We start from the raw sequence: 23,173 nt of genomic DNA on the forward strand, positions 1-23,173 counted from the left end.
CCCAGGCCTTATTCTCATTTTTGTGCTCCGCAACAAGAGTTGAGCTAGCTCAAGTCCCTGTAGTCAGTGTGGATTTACACTTTATTCATCCCTGTTGACTGTCAAGAAAAGGAAATAAAAATGAAAAAATTAGTAATTGCTCTCTCACTCGTCGCTATCGGTTTTACGACCAGTCAGGCAATGGCCCAGGAACAAAGTCCATGGCAAGTGCGTGCCCGTGTTGTCAATATCGACCCTGCCAATAGTTCTGACCCTGTGGCTGGAGTAGGTGCTGCAGACCGTATCACAGTCAGCAGTAAAGAAATCCCTGAAGTCGATATCACTTATTTTTTCACACCAAACTGGGCGGCTGAATTGATACTGACTTATCCGCAAAAACATGATGTCATGCTTGATGGTGCCATCATCGGTACCTTCAAACATCTGCCACCGACTTTGACAGCGCAATATCATTTTGCACCTGGTTCAAAAATCAGCCCTTATGTTGGTGCCGGTGTTAATTACACCCGCATCTCTGATGTGAACCTGCTCAAAGGTGCTGGGAGTCTGGACAGCAACAGCTTTGGCTTGGCGATACAGGCCGGTGTCGATTTCAAACTCGACAAAAACTGGTCTTTGAATCTGGATATCAAAAAAGTGCAGATACGCAGTGATGTGACGATCAGCGGTGCCAAAGTCAGTGCAGTAAAAGTTGATCCCTGGTTGGTAGGTGTCGGCGTAGGTTACCGTTTCTAAGCCAGAATAATTGCCGGTAATGATGTGATCCCCTTCCATGAAGGGGATTTTCATTTGGGCAAAAGATTTTCCCCGCCATCACTGTGCTAATTCGCACACCATCGTTCGCTGGCGAACGATGCCGCTGCACTACTCTTTCCTTTTCTTGCTGTTGAAATCTTCCAAGTAGTTGATTTTAAATAGTTAAATTAAAACTCATGAAGCAGGCACGGCCCTTGCAAACCTGATCTGGCAATTTACTCATTTCAGGTTTTAACATGGATCAGGCTCTCAGCCAGGACACACTCAAAAATCGCAGGCGCAAGACTATCTTGCTGCTTGTTGCTGCTGCGATTTCTGTCACAGGTGCGGCATGGACTGTGAACCGGCTTATCAGCCCCGGTGTCAGCCTGGGTGAGATACGCGTGGGCGAGGTGCGTGTAGGGGCTATCGACAATACCATCAACGCGGCAGGCGTCGTCATCCCTGTTCATGAAGAACAACTATCCAGCCCCAACCAGTCACGTATCAGCAAAGTCATTGCCAAGGCTGGCCAACAAGTGCGCGCCGGTGAATTAATGATGGTGCTGGATGACCACAGCATACGCCTGGCAATCGACAATTTGCGTGAGCAGGTTTCCCAGCAAGACATCAAGGGACAATTGCTGGCGATGGAGATGGAATCCAATCTCAAAAAAATTACCAGTGAAATTGAATTGCTGGAACTGGATTTGCAGAGCAATAAAGTCAAACTTGCACGCTATCAAAAACTGGGGGCTATAGGCATTACCTCAGCCGTTGATTTGCAGGCGGCAGAACTGGCCGTCAAACGCAATGAAGTGCAATTGCGCCAGCATAAAGAGAGTTTGAACGATACCCGACGTACCACGCAAAGCAATGTAGAGGCAGCACGCCTGCAAAAGTCCATTTACCAGAAGCAGATGGAAGCGCAGCAAAGGCTGCTGGAACAAACCCAGGTCAAAGCACCGTTTGACGGCTTGCTGACATGGATGCTGGCCGACGAAGGTGCCAGCCTGAATACCGGGCAACTGATCGCCAAGGTGTCTGAGCTAAACAATTTCAAGGTAGAAGCCACGGTCTCTGATTTTTATGCGCGTTACCTCAGTCCCGGTCAAAAAGTGCGGGTCGAATACAGTGGGCAAATCATGCCCGGTGAAGTGCAAACCATTTTGCCTGAAATACAAAATGGCACAGTCAAGCTCATCGTCGTAATGGACCAGTCAAACCATCCTTCACTGCGGCATAAACTGCGGGTAGAAGTGAATATCATCACAGAACAAAAAGCGCGTAGCCTGATTGTTGAAAATGGCCCGGCCATCAGTGGCAAGGGCAGGCAGGATGTGTATGTACTGGAAGATGGCAAGGCAGTAAAACGCAGCGTGGAGATCGGCCTGGGTGACAGCAAGATGGTGGAAGTTTTGCAGGGCGCAAAAGCAGGAGACAGGCTGGTGATTTCTGATATCAGCAGCCTCAAGCACTTAAACAGTTTCAGGGTGTCGCAATAAACCTCAAGCATAAAAATTCAATAAAAAAGGAAACGATCATGATCAAGCTGGAAAACGTCAGCAAAACCTATCAGACCGATAAAGTCGAAACCCTGGCTTTGCGCGACATTAATTTGCATGTCAAAAAAGGCGAATTTGTTTCCATTATGGGCCCCAGTGGTTGCGGCAAAAGTACGTTGTTGAATTTGATTGGTCTGCTCGACAGACCTGGCAAGGGCAAGATTGCTGTTGATGGTGCAGAGTTGAAATCCTGGCGCGACAAGGAACTGGCCAGCATGCGCAACCGTACCTTTGGTTTTATTTTTCAGAGCTTCCACTTGATCAATGATCTGCGTGTTATTGATAATGTAGAGCTGCCCTTGCTATACCGCTCTTGCAGCGCCAAAGAACGCCGCCGTCTGGCAGAAGAAGCGCTGGCCAGGGTAGGTTTGTCGGCACGCATGGATCATTATCCGAATCAATTGTCTGGCGGCCAGCAGCAGAGGGTGGCGATTGCCCGCGCCATGGTCGGTCGCCCCAGCATCTTGCTGGCAGATGAACCGACCGGCAATCTCGATAGCCAGATGGGAGCCGAAGTCATGGATATCCTGCTCAAGCTCAGTCATGAAGGGACGACTGTCGTCATGGTTACCCATGATGAGCGCCAGGCCAAACAGAGTGGCCGCATAGTGCGGGTATTTGACGGCCAACTGGTGGCCTAGGAGCAAGCAATGTTAAAGAATTATTTCCAGATTGCCTGCAAGGTGTATATGCGGCGCAAGCTCTTCACGGCCATCAACCTGCTCTGCATCGTTTTGACCATGGTGGTCTTGCTGGTGGTGACAGCACTTTTGCAAGCCACGTTTTTTCCTATCGGTGTGGAAGGCAAGAGCGAACGGTTTTTACAGATCGGTACGGTCACTCAGGTCAGCAAAAACAGTACGAGGCGAAGCCCGCTAGGCTACAAAGTCATTGATCAATATTTGCGCAAGATGAAGACCGTGGAAAAAGTGGCTGCTGTCACTGGCCCGGAATCTGTGTCTGTCTATCAAAAAGACAGCGTCAATGAAATCATGATGCGCCGCGCTGATGCTGAGTATTGGCAGATACTGGATTTCAAACTCTTGTCCGGGCGTGTACCGACGGAAGAAGATGTCAAGCTGGGGCGCTTCGTTGCAGTCATCAATGAAAGTACAGCAAAAAAAATATTCGGCAGCACAGCAGTAGTGAGTCAAAAAGTCGTCGGTCAAAAAATCAACGCCGGTGGACAACAGTTTGAAATCATCGGTGTGGTCGAAGACGTTATACATATGAATGCTTTTGCAGACATCTGGGTTCCCATTACGACCTTTCCTTCGTCACAGTACCGTGAGCAATATACGGGTAATTTCAATGCCATGCTGATGGGTAAAAGTGCTGCCGACTTGCCTCTGATCAGAGATGAACTTATCCAGGTCGTCAAACAAATCAATGCCGATGAACCCACGCACTGGGATCACACCTACATGTGGGCGGACAGCAAACTGGACTTTTTCGCCAGAGGCATATTGAGCCATGATGAAGTAGCCGATTCAGGAGCAGTACAGTTGCTGGCAGGCGTGGTATTTTTCATGTTGCTTTTCATGCTTTTACCCGCCTTGAACCTGGTCAATCTGAATTCTGGCCGCATCATGGAAAGAGCAGCCGAGATAGGCGTGCGCAAAGCCTTTGGTGCCAGTAATCGTGAACTGGTCAAGCAATTCGTCATGGAAAACATCCTGCTCTGCCTGTTTGGTGCGCTTCTGGGCTTGATATTCACCAAACTGACCCTGGTCTGGCTCAGCAATGCAGACCTGATTCCTTACCTGAAAGTCGATTTGAGTTTTGCCGTGTTTGCCTATGGCTTTGTGATCGCCATCGTGTTTGGTGTTTTGTCCGGTGTTATCCCGGCCTGGAAAATGTCGCGCCTTGATCCTGTGCTTGCCTTGAAAGGAGCTGCATAATGTTTTTTCATATACTCAAGCCTATCTGGAAACGCAAGTTCAAGAATTTATTACTGAGCCTGGAAATCCTGCTGGCCTTTTGTGTTGTCTTTGGCCTGGCCTTGATGAGTGCCCGTTACTACCAGCTATATCATTTACCCACAGGCTTTGTCTATCAGGACGTGTGGTCCGTCAAGATGCTGAGTTCAGGCGACACTGACAAAAAAAATGATCCTGTCGTGGCCGAAAATTTCCAGCGTAGTCTGTCTGCCCTGCCAGAGGTGGAACAAGTTGGTTTCATCAACTATTCACCCTATAGCAATTCTACCTGGCGCTCGGACTTGTTTTTGCCTGACAATAAAGCAGGTTTTAAGGTCAACTTGACAGACATGGCCGATGAAACTCCCGGGCTGTTGGGAATGAAATTGCTGGAAGGCCGCTGGTTTTCCAGTGAAGATGAAGGCAGGGCAGAAAAAGCCATCGTCATCAATAAAAAGCTGGCCGACAGCATGTTCCCTGGCAAAAGTGCAGTGGGACAACTGGTGACCGATACTGAACCGGGATCAAAAGAAACCAGGTTCTTACGTATCACCGGTGTATTTGAAGATTTCCGAAATAAAGGAGAATTCATGGCACCCACCAATTTTTTCATCAGGCGTGCTTCCCGGGCTGCGACAGACGAGCGTATGGAGGTGGTACTGATTAAAGTAAAACCAGGTACCTCACGCGCCTTTGAAGAAAAACTGAACCAGCAATTGAAACTCATACGCAGTGACTGGGGTTACAGAATTTCACCCCTGGCCGAGATGCGTAAATCCAAAATGACTGAAGATACCGTCCCATTGATGGTCATCGCAGTTATTGCAGTTTTCTTGCTCATCATGGTTGGTTTTGGCCTGTTTGGCGTGCTCTGGCAAAATACTACGCAACGTATCCCCGAGATCGGTTTGCGGCGTGCCATTGGTGCCAGTAGCAGGCATATCTATCAGCAAATCGTCACCGAGCAATTACTGTTGAGTTCGATTGCCATGCTGGCAGGTATGGTGTTGCTGATACAACTGCCACTGACCGGTGTTTTGGGTGAGGCGATCAACTGGACAGTATTCATCACCGCCACGGTCATATCCATGACACTGATCTATGCGATTTCCACATTGTGCTCCTTGTACCCTGCATGGCGTGCCAGCAGGCTCAGCCCGACCGAGGCCTTGCACTATGAATAATATATGCTTGCCAAAGCTTAAAGCGTATAAGATAGTCAGCCTGTTTTCACTCATTGGTAATTGAAGGCCATGCCAGCAGCATTAGCAAATCAACGCATCCTGATCATAGATGACGACAACTCGGTACTGGTGTCGCTGGCTTTGCTGTTGAAGCAAGCTGGCTACACCAGCATCAGTTGTGACGATGCGCAGCAGGCCATGCAGGTACTGGCAACGCAAGAGATAGACCTGGTCTTGCAGGACATGAATTTTTCCCTGCAAACTACGGGGGAAGAAGGCCTCGCTTTACTGGCCGATATCAAGCGCCTGTATCCTGCCTTGCCAGTGTTGCTGATGACGGCCTGGGGTTCGATTGCGCTGGCGGTACGCGGCGTCAAACTCGGTGCCACAGATTTTTTTACCAAACCCTGGGATAACACCCAGTTGCAGGAACTGATACGCAGCACGCTGGAGATGGCGCAAATTGCCATGCCCGCTAATGCAGACCGCCAGGCGCTGGACAGGCAGTTTGATTTCAGCGACATTATAGGCGAGCATGTTGAATTGCTGAAGGTACTGGCGACCATAAGCCGGGTTGCCAAAACCAATGCCTCTGTCCTGATACTAGGCGAGAGTGGTACTGGCAAGGAGCTCATCGCCGATGCAATACACCGCAACAGCCCGCGCGCTGGCAAAGCCATCGTCAAGGTAAACATGGGCGCAGTGACGACGAGCCTGTTTGAGAGTGAAATGTTTGGCCATGTCAGGGGCGCGTTCACGGATGCAAAAAGTGACCGCAAGGGTCACTTCGCTATGGCCAGCCAGGGTAGTCTGTTCCTCGATGAAATCGGTGAACTGAACCGCAACGACCAGGTCAAGCTATTGCGGGTATTGCAAAATCAAAGCTATCAGGCAGTCGGTGCCAGCAAAACTGAGCAGGCTGACGTGCGCATCATCTCTGCCACCAACCGCGAACTCGCAGAACTGGTTGCCAGCAATGAATTTCGTGAAGACCTGTATTACCGCCTGAACCTGATCACCATACGCCTGCCGCCTTTGCGCGAGCGCCGTAGTGATATCCCACTGCTGGCAAACCGTATGATGGCAGGCCTGGTGCATAGCTATGGCATGCAGCCAGTCAGCCTTGCACCATCCGCATTGAACTGGCTGAGTAGCAGGGCATGGCCAGGCAATATACGCCAGCTCAGGCAATGTCTGGAGCGCACCTTGCTGCTGGTGGGCAAGCCTGTGCTCGAACAGCATGACTTCCTGTTTGCCGAACAGCATGAAGAAGCACAAGGCCAGGGCATGGGTATGAGCATGGCGGGCATGACACTCGATCAGGTAGAAAAACTGATGATAGAAAAAGCCATGGAACAGCATCATGGCAATATCACTCGCGTCGCCAAGGCATTGGGCCTGAGCAGATTTTCACTGTACCGCAGGCTGGAAAAACATCAGATCACCGTTACTGAAGATGATGATGGTAATGAGGCAAAGCAATGAGCCTGAAGCGGCGCTTGCTGGCTTATCTATTCATAGTCCATGGTATTTTTCTGGGCCTGGCTTTCAGCTTTTACCTGAGCCAGCCCTTGCTCATTATCTGTTTTGAACTGGGTCTGGCTTGCAGTCTTGCCCTGGGCATTTATCTGGTCAACAAGGTTTTGCAACCCCTGGATTTTGCCCAACAATTCCATGATCTTTTGCAAGATGAGAATTATGCCAGCCGCATCAAACCGGACAGTAACAAGGAAATCAATGAGCTGGTCATGCTGTTCAACCGTATGCTCGAAGCGCTGTATAAAGAAAGGCTGGAACTCGGCGAGCAACGTGGTTTTCTGGACCGCTTGCTGGAAGCGACACCAACTGCAGTCATCGTATTTGATTTTGACGACAAGATCAGCCTGATGAATGCCAGTGCCCAGATCTTGTTGGGTAGCAAGGACCTGGCAGGAAGCAGCTTGTCACAGTTGATGCTGGACAGCGATATTTCCAGCAATAACGGGCTGCTGCAACAACTGCAGCAGTTGCAAGACCTGTTGCCTGGTGAAAGCGCAGTGTATGGTGATACCGAGGGCAGGCGTTATCGCTGCCAGAGAAATCAATTCACAGACCGTGGCTTCAAACGCGATTTTTTATTGATCGACGAGATCACGGCAGAACTCGCCAATTCAGAAAAAGCCACTTATGAAAAACTCATACGGGTGCTGGCACATGAAGTCAATAATACCGTGGCAGCAACCGGGTCTGTACTCGAATCATTGCTGTTCTATAGCGGGCAATTGCAGGCTGAGGATGCGCATGATTTTATTACCGCCATCACCGCAGTTAGAAAACGTAATGGCAATCTCGGTGAATTCATAGAGCGCTTTACCCGCGTCGTCAAAATGCCGGAACCTGAATTGAAGCCGCATGACCTGGCCGCCATGCTGGATGGTATTGTTTATTTATACCGCCAGGAATGCAGCGAGCTGGGCATCAGTTTCAACTGGGTAGTGCGTGAAGAACTGCCATTGCAAATGCTGGATGGGCATTTGATGGAACAGGCTTTATTGAACATCGTCAAGAATGCAATTGAAGCTGTTGAAGTGTCCATCAGACAGGGGCAAGAAAAGCCTGGCTATGTCAAGCTCGAACTCAGGCGTGACGCAGATACGCAGGGCATACTGTTATCCATCAGGGATTCTGCCAATCTCTTGTCGGATGTGCCACATGGGCAACTGTTCACGCCTTTCTTCACGACCAAGAAAGGCGGCCAGGGCATAGGCCTGATGTTTGTGCGTGAGGTCTTGAACCGGCATGGCTATAGTCATAAACTCACGGGAAATGAGCAGGGTGAGACCAGTTTTGACATCTTCATCAATGACTGAGACAGGGAAAAGCCAGGCAAAATCAGGAAAATTCTAAGCTCATACGCAAATCTTCTATCCATCCTATAATGCAGCTCCATTCGGCGCATTGTGCCAACTTTTTAGGAGATTTCCATGTCCATTTCCATGTACGCTGCCTCTGTTCCCGTGTTTAACCAGATGCTTGATAGCCTCAGCGATGTCCTGAAAAAAGCTGAAGCACATGCGACAGCCAAGAATATCCCCGCAGAGAATTTCTTGCAGGCACGTTTGTTCCCTGACATGCTGGCATTGACACGTCAGGTACAGATCGCCGCCGACTTCGCCAAGGGTGTAACAGGCCGTCTGGCACAAGCTGAATTGCCAGCATACGAAGACAATGAACAGACTTTTGCAGAACTGCAAGAGCGTATTGCCAAAACCAAGGCTTTTATTGCGACACTGGATGAATCCAAATTTGAAGGCAGCGAAACCCGCAACATAGTCTTGCGCCCAGGTACACCAAAAGAACAGACTTTCACTGGCCAGGCTTATTTGTTGAACTACGGCTTGCCGCAATTCTTTTTCCATGTGACGACGGCGTATGCCTTGTTCCGTCACAATGGTGTGGAAATTGGTAAAAAAGATTTTATGGGTCTACGTTAATTCGTCGGATGTAAGCAATTCTGTAGGTTGGGCTACGTTTCATCAGCCTAGCGAGGCCCGGCCCAACACTCGGCGTTACAATAACGTATTCGTTTATCAAAGGCCCAGTGTTGGGCTGATACCCCGTAGCCCAACCTACGCCCCAAGCCTGCATGCCGTTTTTATGCCGCCACTGCAAAACCCTGCGCAGTCTTCTTCAGCCGCAAATTAAACACCAGCAACGCAATCGAAGTAATCACCCCTATCCCGCCAAACAAACTCCACATCAACATCGGTTGATGCATCTGTCTTGCGAGTACGGTATACGACCATCCCGACAACAGCCCTGCAAACAAATTGCCCAGTGCCATGGAGACAAAGTAATAGCCCATGAACATTGCGGTTTTTCTTTTTGGTGCAATCGCTGCCACATATTCCTGACTCTTGGGTGAAGCAATCATCTCGCCCAAAGCAAATACAAACACAGCCATGCAGACACTGACGCCGCCAAACAGCAAGGCATTTGACAGCCCTGCCATCCACAGGCTGAGGCTCAATACCAGCGTGCCCATGACCGGTACGGGCAAGGCTTTCCAGCGTTGTACATACGTGCTGATCGCGATTTGCAAAAGTACGACAGCACCAAAATCCAGCTTGACGATGTATTCAGGATTAACCTGGCGGTAAGCCTGGCTCCAGTCGATGGCTAGATTAGCCGCACTGATATGGCCTGCCTGCAAGGCCTGCAAACCAGACTGTAATTCTTCCAGCGGTGGCATGACCTTGTAGTTCACCAGTTCCAGCCGCAAGTGTTCCAGCATCTGGCTATCAATGCCAGTGCTGAGTTTGGCAGCCATGGCTGGCAAGACCTTAGCCAGTTGTTCTACATTCACCGCTGCCAGAAAGTTCAGTGCAGACGGGCTGAATTTTTCTATCATCTGCACCAGATCGCCGGTATCGACAAAGTCACGTATGTACAAGGGCAGGGTGATGAAGAGCTGGTTATAGATGGTCCAGAAGCCTGTCATGATGAGCAGGTAAATAACGAATTGTGCATTGCCTATGCGTATGCCTTGCTGGTACCAGTGTTGCTGGTTGCCAGATTTATTCAGCATACTCCAGATCAGGTTGATACCTATCCAGCCCGCCATCGCCATGAAGTATTGCGCATAACTGATACCACCTTTGGCTGCGACCATGATGCCTATGATGGCTGGTACGACCAGCAGCGCCAGCCTGCCATTGCCTAGTACTTCCTGGGTTTCCAGCAAGACCTGGCGTAAGCCGCGCTGGTCGGTGCCGGCTTCGTGATGATCACCATCCTTGTACAGGAAAATCGCCGGTATGAAATTCAACAAGATCCAGAATGAGGACATCAGAAATACCATGTCCCAACTGATGGCGCGCACATAGCCAGCTACCAGTGGCCCGAGGAAACCACCGACATTCACCATGGTATAAAACACGCCAAATCCCAGGCCACGATTTGTGTCATCAGTCGTGCGACCTATGGTACCGACTACGACGGGCTTGAAGCAGGCAGCACCGACAGCGACGGCCAGGAAGGCTGCGCAAAAACCCCAGAAATCATGCACCTGACCCAGCAGGAAATAAGCCGGGCACATGATGCAAAACGCAATCAGGAACATGCGCCGGTAACCATAGCGATCAGCCAGCGCGCCAGTAATCACGGGCAGCAGATACAGCAGGAAAGGGATGATGCCCTGCAAGAAACCACGCTCCTGGTCATTCAAACCAAGACCACCTTGCGAGACCGGGCTGGTCATGTATAAGGACGACAGGGTAAAAAAACCATACCAGGCCAGGCGTTCAAAAATTTCCATGCTGTTGGCGACATAGAAATTTTTATGGAAGGGGCTGCGGCCCGTTGCGGATGTATTTGTGGACATAGGATGAATTAAATTGGCAGCTCAAAAACCTTTGAAGCATGGCTAATAAAGCTATAGCCGTCTTCAAGGATGAGGACATCATCTTCGATACGCACACCGCCGTAGCCGGGTATGTAAATGCCGGGTTCTATGGTGACAACATAGTTGGCTTGAAATACGTCCTGGCAGACAGGGCTGATAAACGGCTGCTCGTGCAACTGTATGCCTACGCCATGGCCGAGACCGGTGCTGGTGTAGGCGGAAAATTCTGAAGCTTGCAAGATATCGCTGGCTGCGGCGCTGGTGATAATGGCTGGCTGACCGGCATGCAGGCTATCGAGTGCAGCCTGTTGTGCATGCAGCACGGTGTCATACATCTTTCTTTGCTGCGTACTGGCCTTGCCCGCAACAAAGCTGCGCGTCATGTCCGAGCGATAGCCGTTGACGACCGCACCAAAATCGATGACGATGAGATCGCCCTCAGTAAGTTTTTTTTCTGAGGGTATGCAATGTGGCAGCGCAGAGCGTGGGCCAAAACCGACTATGCTGGGGAAAGACAGACCTTCAGATCCCAGTTTTTGCATGCGGTATTCAAGCTCCAGAGCAAAGTCGCGTTCGCTGACGCCTGTGCGTAGCAGAGGCAGGCTGTCATTCAAGGCCTGATCGGCAATTGCTGCTGCTTTACGAATTTGCGCTATCTCCCACTCATCCTTGATCTTGCGTAATTCCTCTACCAGGCCAGTGCTGGCCAGACATGCAATGCCATTCAAATCTTGCGCTATGCCTGACCACATCTGCAAATTGATATGTCCTGCTTCAAACAACAAGTTGCTGATATGTTCTGCGTCCAGCACTTCCCTTATTGCCTGCCCCAGGCTTTGCCGGTCGCGGTTGCGGCAAATGAGTCGGCAATCAAAACATTCTTCTTCTGCCTGTTCGATAAAACGATAATCGGTAATCAAAAATACCTGATCCATCGTGACGATGCCGTATGCAGCTTCACCAGAATAATTGGCGAGATAGCGCAGATTATCCAATGAAAAAACCAGCAGTGCCTGCTGGTCATCTGCCGACATGCGTTGACGCAGTTTCGCCAGTCTTTGTTCAAATCCTGCTGTCATCGGAATATGAATCCTTGTATCAAAGGGTCATGCGGGTCCAGATAAAAAGTGCTGCGCCCTGTGATATGGGCGCTGCCTTCCACACGCGGGATAATCGCGCTGTGGTAACCATAGCTGTGTGGATGATAAGCAGCCACTTTGAACTGGCTGCCTAGTATGCTTTCTATGACGATGTTTTCACCCACACGCAAAGCTCCACGTGCATGCAGGATGGCAGCCTGGCCGGACACCCCGCTGCCGGTTGGGCTGCGGTCCAGCTCGCCATCGGCAAAGATGCAGACATTGCGTCTATGCACACCCGGCGTGGTTGATGGCGCAGAGAAAATGCAGCCATACAGAAAGCTGAGCTCTTTATCAAACGGATGATGTATAGGGATTTTCTTCTGTACCGCAACCTTGATGCTGCGCCCCATGGCGATGATCTGGCGGTGATTGTCTGCCGCCAGTGACAGGCCTAGGCTGGGCGCATCGACATAGGCGTAATAAGCACCACCATACGCCAGGGTGACATTCACCTTGCCCAGTTCTGGCACATCCACGGCGACGTCAAGCGCAGCAACAAAGGATGGTACGTTGTCAAAATAAGTGCGTGTGACCTTGTTGTTGCACATCTCGGCATAAGCTGTGATCTGTCCTGCAGGTACATCGATCTTGATGGTAGTCATGGGGCCAGTGCTGGCAACGACACCAGCTTCCAGCGCGACCCGGGTCAGGGCGATGATGGCATGGCCGCACATGGTGCTATAGCCTTCATTGTGCAGGAACAGCGCACCGAAATCGCTGTCCTCGCGCTCTGCTGCGACGATGAGGCAGCCATACATATCGGCATGGCCACGCGGTTCAAACATCAGCGCCGTACGCAAATGATCATAATGTGTTTTGCAGTATTCACGTTTATCTAGTATGCGCTTGCCGGGTAGAACGGGGAAACCGCTAGTGATGATACGCAGGGGCTCACCGCCGGTATGACAGTCCAGGCTGCTGATCTGCAAGATGTCTGGTGATGGTCGCCAGCCCGAGAAAGCACTGGCTAGTGTTGCACTTGGCATGGTCATGTTTTTGCTCAAAATTTTGCTTAAAAAATTCTGCTTTAAATTCTGCTTTAAATTCTGCTTTAAATTCTGTTTAAAACACGCCAGCTTAGAGCGCGTGGGTCCGCCTGTCTTGACGGTTTGCATGAGCTCTCGCATGGAAATTGGCACAGCAAAAAACTATTTTTATCTGCTTAAAATTTCCGCGAAAGTTTACGTATATTTAAAATATATTTATGATATATTAAAAAATGACATGAGTAACTCGACAAGAAAGACGCAGAAATCTCCTGTGGGTTTGACGTCATGCGAAGAACAGGCTTTGTCTGGAAGCAGGCAGGTTAACGAGGATGTCGCTCCTGATGTCACCACATCACCCTGAATGACAGGCTGTCTGCGATCCAGGCGGTTTGGAGTTACATCGATTGATTCGCACAAGGGATCAAAAAAAAAAGTAAAAACCGGCATTGCTGAACAAACGCAGAAACGAAGACTGCGGGACTAGTTTCACAATCCCGGAAATACCCCAATCACCACGCAAGAAAATCAAAAAAATTATCCAGATCCGGAGCAGACAAATGAAAGAAAAAGTATTATCCCATTCGCTGAGACTGATGTTCGCCAGCGGACTAGGCCTGGGCCTCAGTATCATGGCGGGCAGCAGTCACGCGCAAGACACCAGCGTGCCCATGCAGCGCGTGGAAGTGACAGGTTCATCCATCAAACGCATTAATCAGGAAACTGCCTTGCCAGTGCAGACCCTGTCACGCGCTGACATAGAAAAAAGTGGCGCAACCAATGTAGAAAGCCTCATCGCTGCATTGCCCAGCATGCAGGGTTTTAGCACAGCCAATCAAACCATCAATGGCGGTGGTGGCGGTTTGCAGACTGCGTCCATCCATAATATTGGCGCTGCTTATACCCTGGTCTTGTTGAATGGCCACAGGCTGGCTTCCTACGGTGCGGGTAGTACTGTTAACCTGGCCAGTATTCCCTTGTCTGCGGTTGAACGCGTAGAGATACTGACTGACGGTGCATCGACCTTGTATGGCTCGGATGCGATTGCCGGTGTCGTCAATTTCATCTTGCGCAAGAACCAGACGGATGCTGCAGTTGACTTCAGCTATACCCAGCCACAAGAGTCAGGTGGCAAATCATATCGCATTGGAATTTCAAAAGGCTTTGGCGATCTGGATAAAGACGGCTACAACGTTTTGCTGTCTTACAGTCATGATGAGCAAAGCATGCTCAATGCGAACCAGCGTTCATTCGCAGATACCGGTGTCAGAAGATTTTCTGCCAATGGAAAAAACTATGCGACCTGGTTTTTATCAGACAATTCCAGTCCCTCAATTGCACAACTGAATTTCAAGAACGGTGCTGACCCCATCCTGTTTTCTCCGAATTACTTGAAAGACAAATCCTGTGGGCCAAATACCTTCCAGGTAGAAAACCGTTGTCGTTACGATTATGCATCGACCGTGCAATTGATACCCGAATCAAAACGCGACAGCCTGTTTTCTTCGCTGAACTACAAACTCAATAGCGACAGCACTATTTTTGCGGAGGCAGTGGTATCCAAATTCAAGCAAACCGGTCGTTATGCGGCAGCTGCGCAACCCTTGAGCCTCGGTCTGGACAGCCCGCTGTTCGCCAAATACGTCACGCCATATTTGGCGGGCCTTGGTGTCAATCCCGCTGATCTTGATTCTGCCCGGATGCGTCTGCGTATTTCGGATGCAGGTGGACGCAATACCGCCTACACGACAGAAGCACAACATCTGGTACTCGGTACAGAAGGCAATGCCTTTGGTTTTGACTATAACCTGTCATATACACATTCCATCTCCAAGCGCAGCCGCGATTTTGCCGGAGGCTTTTTGAGTAAGGACAAGTTCTACGCCATAGTCGATAGCGGTAAATATGATCCTTTTGCACCTGCGGGCTCTTCTGCAGCTATCCTCGCTCCCGCTGTCCTGCATGAAAACTGGTCAAGCTCAAAAAGTACGCTGGATGTATTAAGCCTGCGTGGCTCACGTGAACTGTTCGCTATCGGCAGTGGTAAATCGCAACTGGGCCTGGGTGTCGATTTCAGCAAACAACGCTATGACTACTTCGCCACGTCTATAGGCATGGGCACCAATGCGCTGCAACCAAATTATACCGATGCACCTTTGGGGGACTCTCCCGGTGATTTGCCGATTGCGGCCAGCCGCAAGAACTGGGGTAGTTTCGCTGAGCTCTTGCTGCCGATCAGCAAGCAATTCGATGTGACTGCCGCCTTGCGTTACGATGATTACAGCGCCGTCACCAATACCGCCAATTTTGATGAACAGGGCAAACCGATCGCATCTGCCACGCAGGGCAACAAGGCTGACAAGCTGACATACAAATTGTCTGCCGCCTACCGAGCTTTTGATAATCTCCTGCTGCGTGCTTCGTATGGCACGGGTTTCAAGATGGCCAGCATGAGCGACATCACTTCACCGCTGACGCATAGTGGCAATACCGGTGGCACTTATCCTTGCCCGGTGAAGTCACCTGATCCGCGTGCTGTGAACTGTATGGGTTCTACCCAATACGATGTGCTGACTGGTGGTAACCGTCTGACCGGTGAAAACGGGCTGAAGCCAGAAGAATCCAAACAAGCTAGCATGGGCATACGCATAGAGCCAACAGCCAGCCTGTCTCTTGGACTGGATTTGTGGGATGTGAAAATGTCTAACCAGATCGCGCAGTTGCCCGAGGCTATCGTCTTTGGTCATCCTGAGCGTTATCAAAACCTGTTTTCGACTTTCTATGAACCGGGCCAGGGCGGCAATATCCTGGTTGGTACCCTGCCTTCGTACAATATCGCCAATGCCCATTATCGCGGCATAGACTGGGACCACAGTTTCAAGACAGCGACGCCTTTGGGCAAGCTGGCCTTGAACTGGACGGGGACTTATATGCTGATGTCAGACTTTGATATTCCAGGCAGCCCGACGGTGCACAGTGTTGGTCGCTATGATGAGAATAACGCGGTGGCTTTCCGCGTCATCAGCAAACTGGTGACGACGTTGAAGACTTCAGACATGTTCACCCATGCACTGACGATGAATTACCGTTCCGGCTATCAAGATGCCTCCCCCTCTGTGCGTGAAGTGAATGCGAATGGCAGCTTTGGTGATTTTGTCACGGTCAAGCGCGATGTGGCGTCTTACACGACGTTCGACTGGCAGACCCGGGCGCAATTGCGCAAAAACCTGGCCCTGACGGTAGGGGTACGCAATCTGTTCAATGTCAATCCGCCTTTGTCACTGAAAGAAGGCAATGGTGACCAGGTTGGTTACGATGGCCGTTATACCGATGCGCTGGGCAGGACTTTCTACATGACGGGGTCGTATAACTTTTAATCGGCAAAACGCCCGGTTCAGGCTAAACATGCATGGCTTTAATGCAGGTTGAAATAAGCATAAGCCAGAGCGGCCACGATGAACAAACAGATATAAATACCGAGCGCAGAACCTTGGTTTTGCGCCGGATTGCCAGGACGCCGTGGCTTTTCAAGTTTGCCTGGTGCCAGCCTTTTTTGGTCTGTATCCGCAGCTATCAAAGCCAGGACAGGTTCGGGATCGAGTTTGACCAGCTTCGCATAGGCGCGTGTGAAGCCTTTGACTATCGCCGCCTCTGGCAGGGCGGGATAGTCGTCTTTTTCCAGTGCAATGATCTGGCGTGGTGCCAATCGCAACTGAGATGCCACCTTTTCCACTGACCAGCCCAGGGCAAGCCGTGCCGCTGCCAGTTTGGCACCGGGAGAGGCTGCCAATCTTTGTGCTTCGGCCTCAAGCAAGTCAGAGGCAATAGGTTGGCCCAGGCGGGATTCAATCAATTCCTGATAATGAAATGTACCTGTACTTTCTGACAGAGCAGGCTGACTATGCTCAGAATCTTTCATTACCCTCGCCTCATATACATAACAATTATCTTCCAAAACAATGACGCCAATGCAAGCCATTGCTTAAATGGCAGCAAACTATAACAATGAACCGAGCAGATCGTGCTCAAGTTCGTGCTGGTGGTGCTCTGCTTCGCCAAGGTAGAAACCGATATTTAATTGATATCAAGTGTCGTACTTTGTCGCAATGTATGCTGCAAACAGCAAAACTTGGCCTCGCCGAGTCGCCGATTTGATGATAATCGGGTAAGCTGCGAGTTCATGTTGACATGGCAAGATATTAACTTGGTGGTCATTGCGGCAAATAATCATGCATTTGCGCATTACTGCCATCAATGTTGCCAGGTTCAGCATAAAAAGCACTGTCGTAAGATTATCTCAAACTGCCTGTTCAGGATACTTATTTTATAGGCGATACAAAATGGTTTTGGAGTGCCACTAATGATTAAAATTGCCGTTGTTTCTTACAATAACGAAGCACCAGCCGATCCGGTTTCTGCTGTATTTGGCCCGGAACCAGCTACGATGGGACGAAATGTAGAAAATTTCCTCGCACTGCCAGACCCCAAACACTTTGTTTCCCGTACCCAGGCCAATATCTGGAGTACTGGTAGCCGGCACTTTATCCATAACCTCAGCCTCGCCAATCCCGTTTCTATCAATGGCAAGGAAATAGTGGCAGAAACTGATGTTGAATTTCAGGCCGGGGACCAGCTACAGGTAGGCTTGTATGTATTGCGTGCAGAAGCTGTAGAACATGCCGTAGAACATGCAGGAGAAGAGCAAGCAGTTGAAGCTGCCGCTGATACCGTGCCTGGTGAAGCGCAGGCGCAGGACGAAACTGTCGTTGAAGTGCAAAGCGATGAAGTAACCGCAAATGACCAGGCCGAAGCCTTGCCTGCCAGCCCGGCGGTGACACGTTTGCCTTCAGGCAAAGACATTCCCCCTTCCCAGCCGCCACAATTCCTGTTGCGTCCGGAAGTAGCCGGTGCGCAGGCAGATGTTGCTGGTACCGACAGCAAGCCCTCTGGCCAGGCTGAAGCTACAATCGCTGATGTCCCGCCTGTGCAAGCAAGTGCAGTGAAAGCTGAAGTTGCCAAGCCTGCAAGTGTGCCCGGCATGGCAACAGCTGCTGCCACCTCCAGCCATGCTGCAGGCAACGCCAATGAACTCATGCAAGCCTTTTTGCAGGGCGCAGGTTTGCAGCAATTGAACCTCGCTTCTGGCCTGACAGTGGAATTAATGGAAACCCTGGGCAAATTCATGGCAACCTCAGTACAAGGGGCGATGGAAGAGCTGTCCCAGCGCGCGCTGCTCAAGCGTGAAGTGAAAGCAGAAGTAACCATGGTTGTCTTAAGGGAAAACAATCCCTTAAAATTTTTCCCTGACAGTAAAACCGTGCTGACCCAGATGCTGCGTAAAAAGATGCCAGGCTTTATGGCACCGGCTGAGGCGATGGAAGATGCTTTTTTTGACATACGGACTCACCAGATGGGGGTAGCTGCAGGTACTCGCGCAGTGACCGATGCCATCCTAAAGACCTTGCAACCCGGCCATGTGGAAGCGCAACTGGGTACGCCTGGCCTGATGGACCAGATCAACCCCGGACGCCGCAAGGCGGCCATGTGGGATCAGTTTAATGTCTTGTATGAGGGTATTGCATCGGGCAAAAAGGATGAATTCCAGGCAATGTTTGGCAAGGAATTTTTGCTTGCCTATGAAAAAGAAGTAGAAAAAGCAGAGTCAAACCGCTAGTTTTTTGTGCATAACCCTAACTTAAGCATAGCCATGCGTCTGGACATTGCACAATTTACTGCCATCGGTACCCGGGAAACCAATGAAGATGCGCTGGCATGGGCAAATGAGGATGAACTTGCCTGTTTTGTGCTGGCTGACGGTACTGGTGGCCATTCTGGTGGTGAAATTGCGGCCAGACTGGCGATTGATGCTGTCATAGAAAAATTTGTGCGCGAAGCCTCGTTCAGTTCCCGGGCCTTGCGCTCTTATCTGGACTGGGCCATCCTGAAAGTGGCACAAAGCAAGCGCGACCATGTTAGCCAGCGGCATATGAGCACCACCATAGCCGCTATCTTGATAGACCAGACCAACCGTTGCGCCTTGTGGGCGCACATGGGAGACACCAGGATTTATCAGTTTCGCCAGGGGCGGCTCAAGGCAGTCTCGAAAGACCATAGCCAGGCCCAGCGCCTGGTCGATGCCGGTATGGCCGATTATTCGCGCATACGCCAGCATCCTCATCGCAACCGTTTGTTTGCAGCCATCGGTGCAGAAGGCGATAGCACCCCCGAAGTGACGGCAGATGCCCTAGAATTACGTCATGGCGATGCTTTTCTCATGTGTACAGACGGCTTTTGGGAGTGGGTACTTGAGCATGAAATGGAATTTTGCCTGGCAACGACCAACAGTAGTGAGGCATGGTTGAGTAAAATGAATGCCATTGCAGAAAAAAATATTAGTACGTCAAAGGCAATTAACAGGGATAATTTCTCGGCTTTTGCAATTTGTCTGCATGATGAGCAGGTAAAACGCTGAATTAACCCGAACCGGAAGCCACGAATGTGATCGACACATGGCTTCTGCTTCTATAAAGAAACTAAGATCCGAGTCAGCCTTGAACACAGAAAAAGTACTCGCCGCTGCAGCACCAACTGCATTCCATGCAGGTACCGAGAATTGTCTCGCTGTTGGCACGCGGCTAAATGACTTTGAAATCACCGGGGTATTGGGTGAGGGTGGCTTTGGTATTGTGTATCTGGCCTTTGACCATTCCCTGCAACGTACAGTTGCTATCAAGGAATACATGCCAGGTTCCCTGGCCGGTCGTTCTGCCGATACCAGCGTGACCGTCAGGTCAGAGCGGCACAAGGCTACCTTTGAAGCCGGCTTGAAGAGCTTTATCAATGAAGCGCGTTTGCTGGCCCAATTTGACCACCCTTCGCTGGTCAAGGTCTATCGTTTCTGGGAAGAAAACAAGACTGCTTACATGGTCATGCGCCATTACGATGGTCATACCCTAAAGCAAATCGTCAATAAACGCCCCAAGCTGGTGACCGAGGCCTGGTTGCGGTTTATCTTCAAGCAGATACTGGAAGCGCTCGATACCCTTTACCGTTCTAAGATTTTGCATAGGGATATTTCACCTGACAATATCATCGTGCAAAAGAATGGCGTAGCGGTTTTGCTGGATTTTGGTTCTGCCCGTCAGATCATTGGTGACATGACGCAAGGCATGACGGTCATCCTCAAGCCCGGTTATGCACCGATAGAACAATATGCCGATGATGTAGAAATGCCCCAGGGCTCATGGACTGACATCTATGCCCTGGCTGCGGTCATGTATTTTGCGATCATGAAATCACCGCCGCCGATCTCGGTGGGCCGGGTCGTCAAAGACACCATGCTGCCCCTGCAGGATGGTGAGCATGCAGGTTTCAGTGCCAAGTTCCTCAAAGGCATAGACCATGCACTGGCAATACAGCCGCAAGACCGCCCGCAAAGCATGGATGAATTCCGTCAGCTGCTCGGTATCAGCTCGTTTGCTTCTGTGCGCAAATCGCGCAAGGGCAGGGAAGAGCATGCTGCAGGCATGGCAGAGGGACAAGACCAGGTGCATGTCTTGCCCGTCAAAGATACCTCCGCCGTCAAAACACATAGGCCGGAAGCCAAAACTGCAGAAAGTGGTACAGCAGTGTCAGTAAAGTCCGGCAAGCTTTTAGTGCCCCTGCTGGCGCTAGCCGCCGTATTAGTTGTGGTGATCGCTTATCTGGCCAGTCGTCAGGGTGCCAACAAGCCGGGGCAAACTTTGCTTGCTGCTCCAAGCCCTGCTTCCACTGCTGCATCTACAGCGCAGTCAGTGCCCACTCCGGCATCTGCGGCTGCAGCAGTGGCTGCAACAGCGCCGGTTGAAAAAACTGCGACAGCGGTCAGCAATACCGCGGCTGCCCCTGCAAGCGTGGCAGAAGCTGCCGACAAACCAGATCCGGAAAAACTGGCATGGGACAAGCTCAAAGACGATAATACAGTGACGCCTGAGGTCCTGAACGCCTACTTGCAGCAATATCCGCAAGGCAAATTTACCGAGGCTGCACAGGCACGCCTCAAAGAAGTCAAGGCAGCCAAGGCTGCGGCGGCCAGCAAGCTTAACCTCAAGCTGGCCATCAAGCCCTGGGGCACAGTTTTTGTGGATGGTGTACAGCAAGGGGCCAGCCCGCCTCTCAAGCATTTAAGTCTGGCTGCAGGCAAGCATAAGATCAGAGTGACTAACCCTGGCTTCCCCGACTTCATTACCGAAGTCGAAGCCGGGAAAACCACTACTGCAACCATAGAACATGAGTTCACGAATAAGTAAAGTGTAAGAAAAATGAATAAATTAGCCCAAACGCTGTCTGTGGCTGGCCTGATGGTGGCATGTGTGCTCATGCAGGGTTGTGAAACGGCGCCCAAGCAGGCACCGGCTCCCAAGCCTGTCGTAAAGCCAAAAGAACCACCGCCACCGCCACCACCTCCGCCTGTAGAGCCCACAGTTCCTGCGCTGAGTCCGGACGTGCAGGCATTGAAAGATGGTACGGCTCTATATGATGGCGGCGACTACAATGGCGCCATCAAAAAACTGGGTGGTAATGAAATCTGGAGCGGTCATAACAAGGATGTGCAACTGGGCGCCTTGAAAATCATGGCCTTCAGTTACTGCGTGACTTCCCGCACGCAATTGTGCCGCCAGCAATTTGACAAGGCCCTGAAGCTGGACCCCACTTTCAATCTGTCAGCCGCTGAAATTGGTCACCCTGTCTGGGGACCGGTATTCCTCAAATCCAGGAATGCCGTCAAGGCACCAGCCCCAGCCAAGAAAAAAGAAAGTACTGCCGTTAGCAAGTAAGTTAGTACTAAGTACGCAGATAAGTGAGCAGATAGGTGAGTAAATACTACCGGCATGGAAGATGCCGGTAGCAGATATCAGTCTCGGCCAAACGGTGTATCAACTGCATGGCTTTGGCCCGTGAACCAGCGTGGCCCTTGTTCTGTCATGTAGAAATGATCTTCCAGGCGTATGCCAAATTCGCCTTCTATACAAATCATGGGTTCATTGCTGAAACACATGCCAGCCGCCAGCGGACGCTGATTACCCTTGACCAGGTAAGTCCATTCATGAATGTCCAGGCCTATGCCATGACCGGTACGGTGTGGCAGGCCAGGTAACTGATAGTCAGGACCAAAACCGGCTGCTGCCAATATTTTTCTCGCGGCTGCATCCACCTGTTCGCAAGGCACACCTGGCTGTGCTGCATCAAACGCGGCTGCCTGCGCGGCTTTCTCCAGTTCCCAGATATCACGCTGGCGCTGGCTGGATTTGCCAAACACATAGCTGCGGGTAATGTCCGAGTTATAGCCATGCAGCTTGCAGCCGGTATCGATGAGCACCATGTCACCTTCACGCAGGAACTGCTCGGCATCCGGGCCATGCGGCATGGCAGTCGCTTCACCAAAGCTGACAATACAAAATGTTGATGCGCTGCCGCCATAGGCGCGGTGTGCCTGGTCAATGAAGCGGGCAACTTCAAAAGAAGAAATCCCTTCATGCAAAATCTTCGCTGCCTTTTTTTGCACTTCCAGCGTCAGGTTCTTGACCTGTTGCATGATGGCCAGTTCGGCTGCTGACTTATGCATGCGGCACTCTGCCGTGATGCTGATGGCATTGACGATCTGTGCCAGCGGCAAGGCGCGGCGCAGCCCGTCAAAAATAAAAAAGGCAGCATTTTCATCAAGTGCGATGGTAGTGCTTTTATAACCCGAATCTTGCAGGAATGTTTTGATCAGCAGGCAAGGGTCATCTTCTTCTTGCCACAGGCGGATGTCAGCATCTGTACCCAGAGTTTCACGCAGTTTGGACTCTTCAAAGTAGGGGCAGACATAAGTCAGCTTCGCATCTGGCGTCAATATTGCTGCTGTCAGGCGTTCACTTGGATACCAGCGCAGGCCAGTAAAATAATACAGACTGCTGCCAGCTGGCATGATCATGGCATCCACACCATTTTGCTCCATCAGCCTGGCCGCCTTTTCTACCCTGGCCTGACGTTCAGCCGCACTGATGGGGGTGACATCGCTGAAGTCTGTCTGGATGCTGGCTAATTCTAGGGCTGCTGTGGAACCGCCTATGCCTGATGTCATGCTGGAACTCCTGATGGGGTTTTATGGATGCGGGGGAGGATAGTATAAGGCGGGGGCTTGGGTCTTGATGGTTTGTGCTTGGGGTTTTGACGAAATCGGCATAGTGGTTGAGTTTGCGAGGCAATCGCTGGTTTCTGGATCAAGTTAATAAGCT

The 23,173-nt window shown here is 50.8% G+C and carries 19 protein-coding genes; 14 read left to right on the plus strand and 5 right to left on the minus strand.

All coding sequences use genetic code 11. The features are described 5' to 3' along the window. Window positions 1-120: 120 nt before the first annotated feature. From ACO0LI_RS03700 to ACO0LI_RS03735, 8 genes are all read left to right on the plus strand, one after another. Window positions 121-735, plus strand: a complete 615-nt coding sequence (locus ACO0LI_RS03700; RefSeq protein ID WP_423030932.1) for an OmpW/AlkL family protein — start codon at window positions 121-123, stop codon at window positions 733-735. Between the two features lie 257 nt (window positions 736-992). Beyond that, window positions 993-2,240 (plus strand): efflux RND transporter periplasmic adaptor subunit, encoded by a 1,248-nt coding sequence (locus ACO0LI_RS03705; protein ID WP_423030934.1) that lies wholly within the window; start codon window positions 993-995, stop codon window positions 2,238-2,240. A 38-nt stretch (window positions 2,241-2,278) separates the two neighbouring features. Next, complete coding sequence (locus ACO0LI_RS03710; protein WP_423030936.1) at window positions 2,279-2,941, plus strand: ABC transporter ATP-binding protein; 663 nt, start codon at window positions 2,279-2,281, stop codon at window positions 2,939-2,941. A 9-nt stretch (window positions 2,942-2,950) separates the two neighbouring features. Then, on the plus strand, window positions 2,951-4,201 hold the full coding sequence (locus ACO0LI_RS03715) for an ABC transporter permease (protein WP_423030938.1): 1,251 nt from the start codon (window positions 2,951-2,953) through the stop codon (window positions 4,199-4,201). Then, window positions 4,201-5,403, plus strand: a complete 1,203-nt coding sequence (locus ACO0LI_RS03720) for an ABC transporter permease (protein ID WP_423030940.1) — start codon at window positions 4,201-4,203, stop codon at window positions 5,401-5,403. The genes ACO0LI_RS03715 and ACO0LI_RS03720 overlap by 1 nt, the downstream gene beginning before the upstream one ends. A gap of 69 nt (window positions 5,404-5,472) precedes the next feature. Next, window positions 5,473-6,888 (plus strand): sigma-54-dependent transcriptional regulator, encoded by a 1,416-nt coding sequence (locus ACO0LI_RS03725; RefSeq protein ID WP_423030942.1) that lies wholly within the window; start codon window positions 5,473-5,475, stop codon window positions 6,886-6,888. Continuing rightward, a complete protein-coding gene (locus tag ACO0LI_RS03730; RefSeq protein WP_423030944.1) occupies window positions 6,885-8,252 on the plus strand; it encodes a sensor histidine kinase in 1,368 nt (455 codons plus the stop codon). Before ACO0LI_RS03725 ends, ACO0LI_RS03730 begins: the two co-directional genes overlap by 4 nt. 114 nt (window positions 8,253-8,366) lie before the next feature. Then, entirely contained in the window at window positions 8,367-8,876 is a 510-nt protein-coding gene (locus ACO0LI_RS03735; protein WP_110254785.1) for a DUF1993 domain-containing protein, read from the plus strand. A 161-nt stretch (window positions 8,877-9,037) separates the two neighbouring features. Here ACO0LI_RS03735 and ACO0LI_RS03740 read toward each other — a convergent pair whose 3' ends face one another. Genes ACO0LI_RS03740 through ACO0LI_RS03750 form a run of 3 tightly spaced genes read right to left on the minus strand, consistent with a single transcriptional unit; the run spans window position 9,038 to window position 12,920 of the window. After that, on the minus strand, window positions 9,038-10,765 hold the full coding sequence (locus ACO0LI_RS03740) for an MFS transporter (protein ID WP_423030946.1): 1,728 nt from the start codon (window positions 10,763-10,765) through the stop codon (window positions 9,038-9,040). An 8-nt stretch (window positions 10,766-10,773) separates the two neighbouring features. Continuing rightward, window positions 10,774-11,865, minus strand: a complete 1,092-nt coding sequence (locus ACO0LI_RS03745) for a M24 family metallopeptidase (RefSeq protein WP_423030948.1) — start codon at window positions 11,863-11,865, stop codon at window positions 10,774-10,776. Then, entirely contained in the window at window positions 11,862-12,920 is a 1,059-nt protein-coding gene (locus ACO0LI_RS03750) for a proline racemase family protein (protein WP_423030950.1), read from the minus strand. The genes ACO0LI_RS03745 and ACO0LI_RS03750 overlap by 4 nt, the downstream gene beginning before the upstream one ends. Window positions 12,921-13,053: 133 nt before the next feature. On the opposite strand from ACO0LI_RS03750, the gene ACO0LI_RS03755 reads away from it, so the two are divergent. Then, window positions 13,054-13,278, plus strand: coding sequence for a hypothetical protein (locus tag ACO0LI_RS03755; RefSeq protein ID WP_422949226.1), 225 nt, complete (start codon window positions 13,054-13,056; stop codon window positions 13,276-13,278). Between the two features lie 196 nt (window positions 13,279-13,474). Next, complete coding sequence (locus tag ACO0LI_RS03760; RefSeq protein WP_423030952.1) at window positions 13,475-16,291, plus strand: TonB-dependent receptor; 2,817 nt, start codon at window positions 13,475-13,477, stop codon at window positions 16,289-16,291. A gap of 38 nt (window positions 16,292-16,329) precedes the next feature. Here ACO0LI_RS03760 and ACO0LI_RS03765 read toward each other — a convergent pair whose 3' ends face one another. Next, window positions 16,330-16,833, minus strand: coding sequence for a helix-turn-helix domain-containing protein (locus ACO0LI_RS03765; protein ID WP_422949224.1), 504 nt, complete (start codon window positions 16,831-16,833; stop codon window positions 16,330-16,332). A 441-nt stretch (window positions 16,834-17,274) separates the two neighbouring features. Here ACO0LI_RS03765 and tagH point away from each other — a divergent pair, with 441 nt between their 5' ends. The 4 genes from tagH to ACO0LI_RS03785 all read left to right on the plus strand — a co-directional run bounded on the left by tagH (window position 17,275) and on the right by ACO0LI_RS03785 (window position 21,730). Beyond that, a complete protein-coding gene (tagH, locus tag ACO0LI_RS03770) occupies window positions 17,275-18,588 on the plus strand; it encodes a type VI secretion system-associated FHA domain protein TagH (RefSeq protein ID WP_423030954.1) in 1,314 nt (437 codons plus the stop codon). Window positions 18,589-18,621: 33 nt separating this feature from the next. Further along, window positions 18,622-19,386: a PP2C family protein-serine/threonine phosphatase gene (locus tag ACO0LI_RS03775; RefSeq protein ID WP_423030956.1), complete on the plus strand. Its 765-nt coding sequence runs from the start codon at window positions 18,622-18,624 to the stop codon at window positions 19,384-19,386. Between the two features lie 79 nt (window positions 19,387-19,465). Continuing rightward, window positions 19,466-21,202 carry a protein kinase domain-containing protein gene (locus tag ACO0LI_RS03780; RefSeq protein WP_423030959.1) on the plus strand — a complete coding sequence of 579 codons (1,737 nt, stop codon included), beginning with the start codon at window positions 19,466-19,468 and terminating at the stop codon, window positions 21,200-21,202. 12 nt (window positions 21,203-21,214) lie between these two features. Beyond that, a complete protein-coding gene (locus tag ACO0LI_RS03785; protein WP_423030961.1) occupies window positions 21,215-21,730 on the plus strand; it encodes a TssQ family T6SS-associated lipoprotein in 516 nt (171 codons plus the stop codon). 77 nt (window positions 21,731-21,807) lie between these two features. Here the strand turns inward: ACO0LI_RS03785 and ACO0LI_RS03790 are convergent, their stop codons facing one another. After that, entirely contained in the window at window positions 21,808-23,019 is a 1,212-nt protein-coding gene (locus tag ACO0LI_RS03790; RefSeq protein WP_423030963.1) for a M24 family metallopeptidase, read from the minus strand. Between the last annotated feature and the right edge of the window lie 154 nt (window positions 23,020-23,173).

The organism is Undibacterium sp. Tian12W (genome assembly GCF_049339405.1).
Classification (GTDB): Bacteria; Pseudomonadota; Gammaproteobacteria; order Burkholderiales; family Burkholderiaceae_D; genus Undibacterium.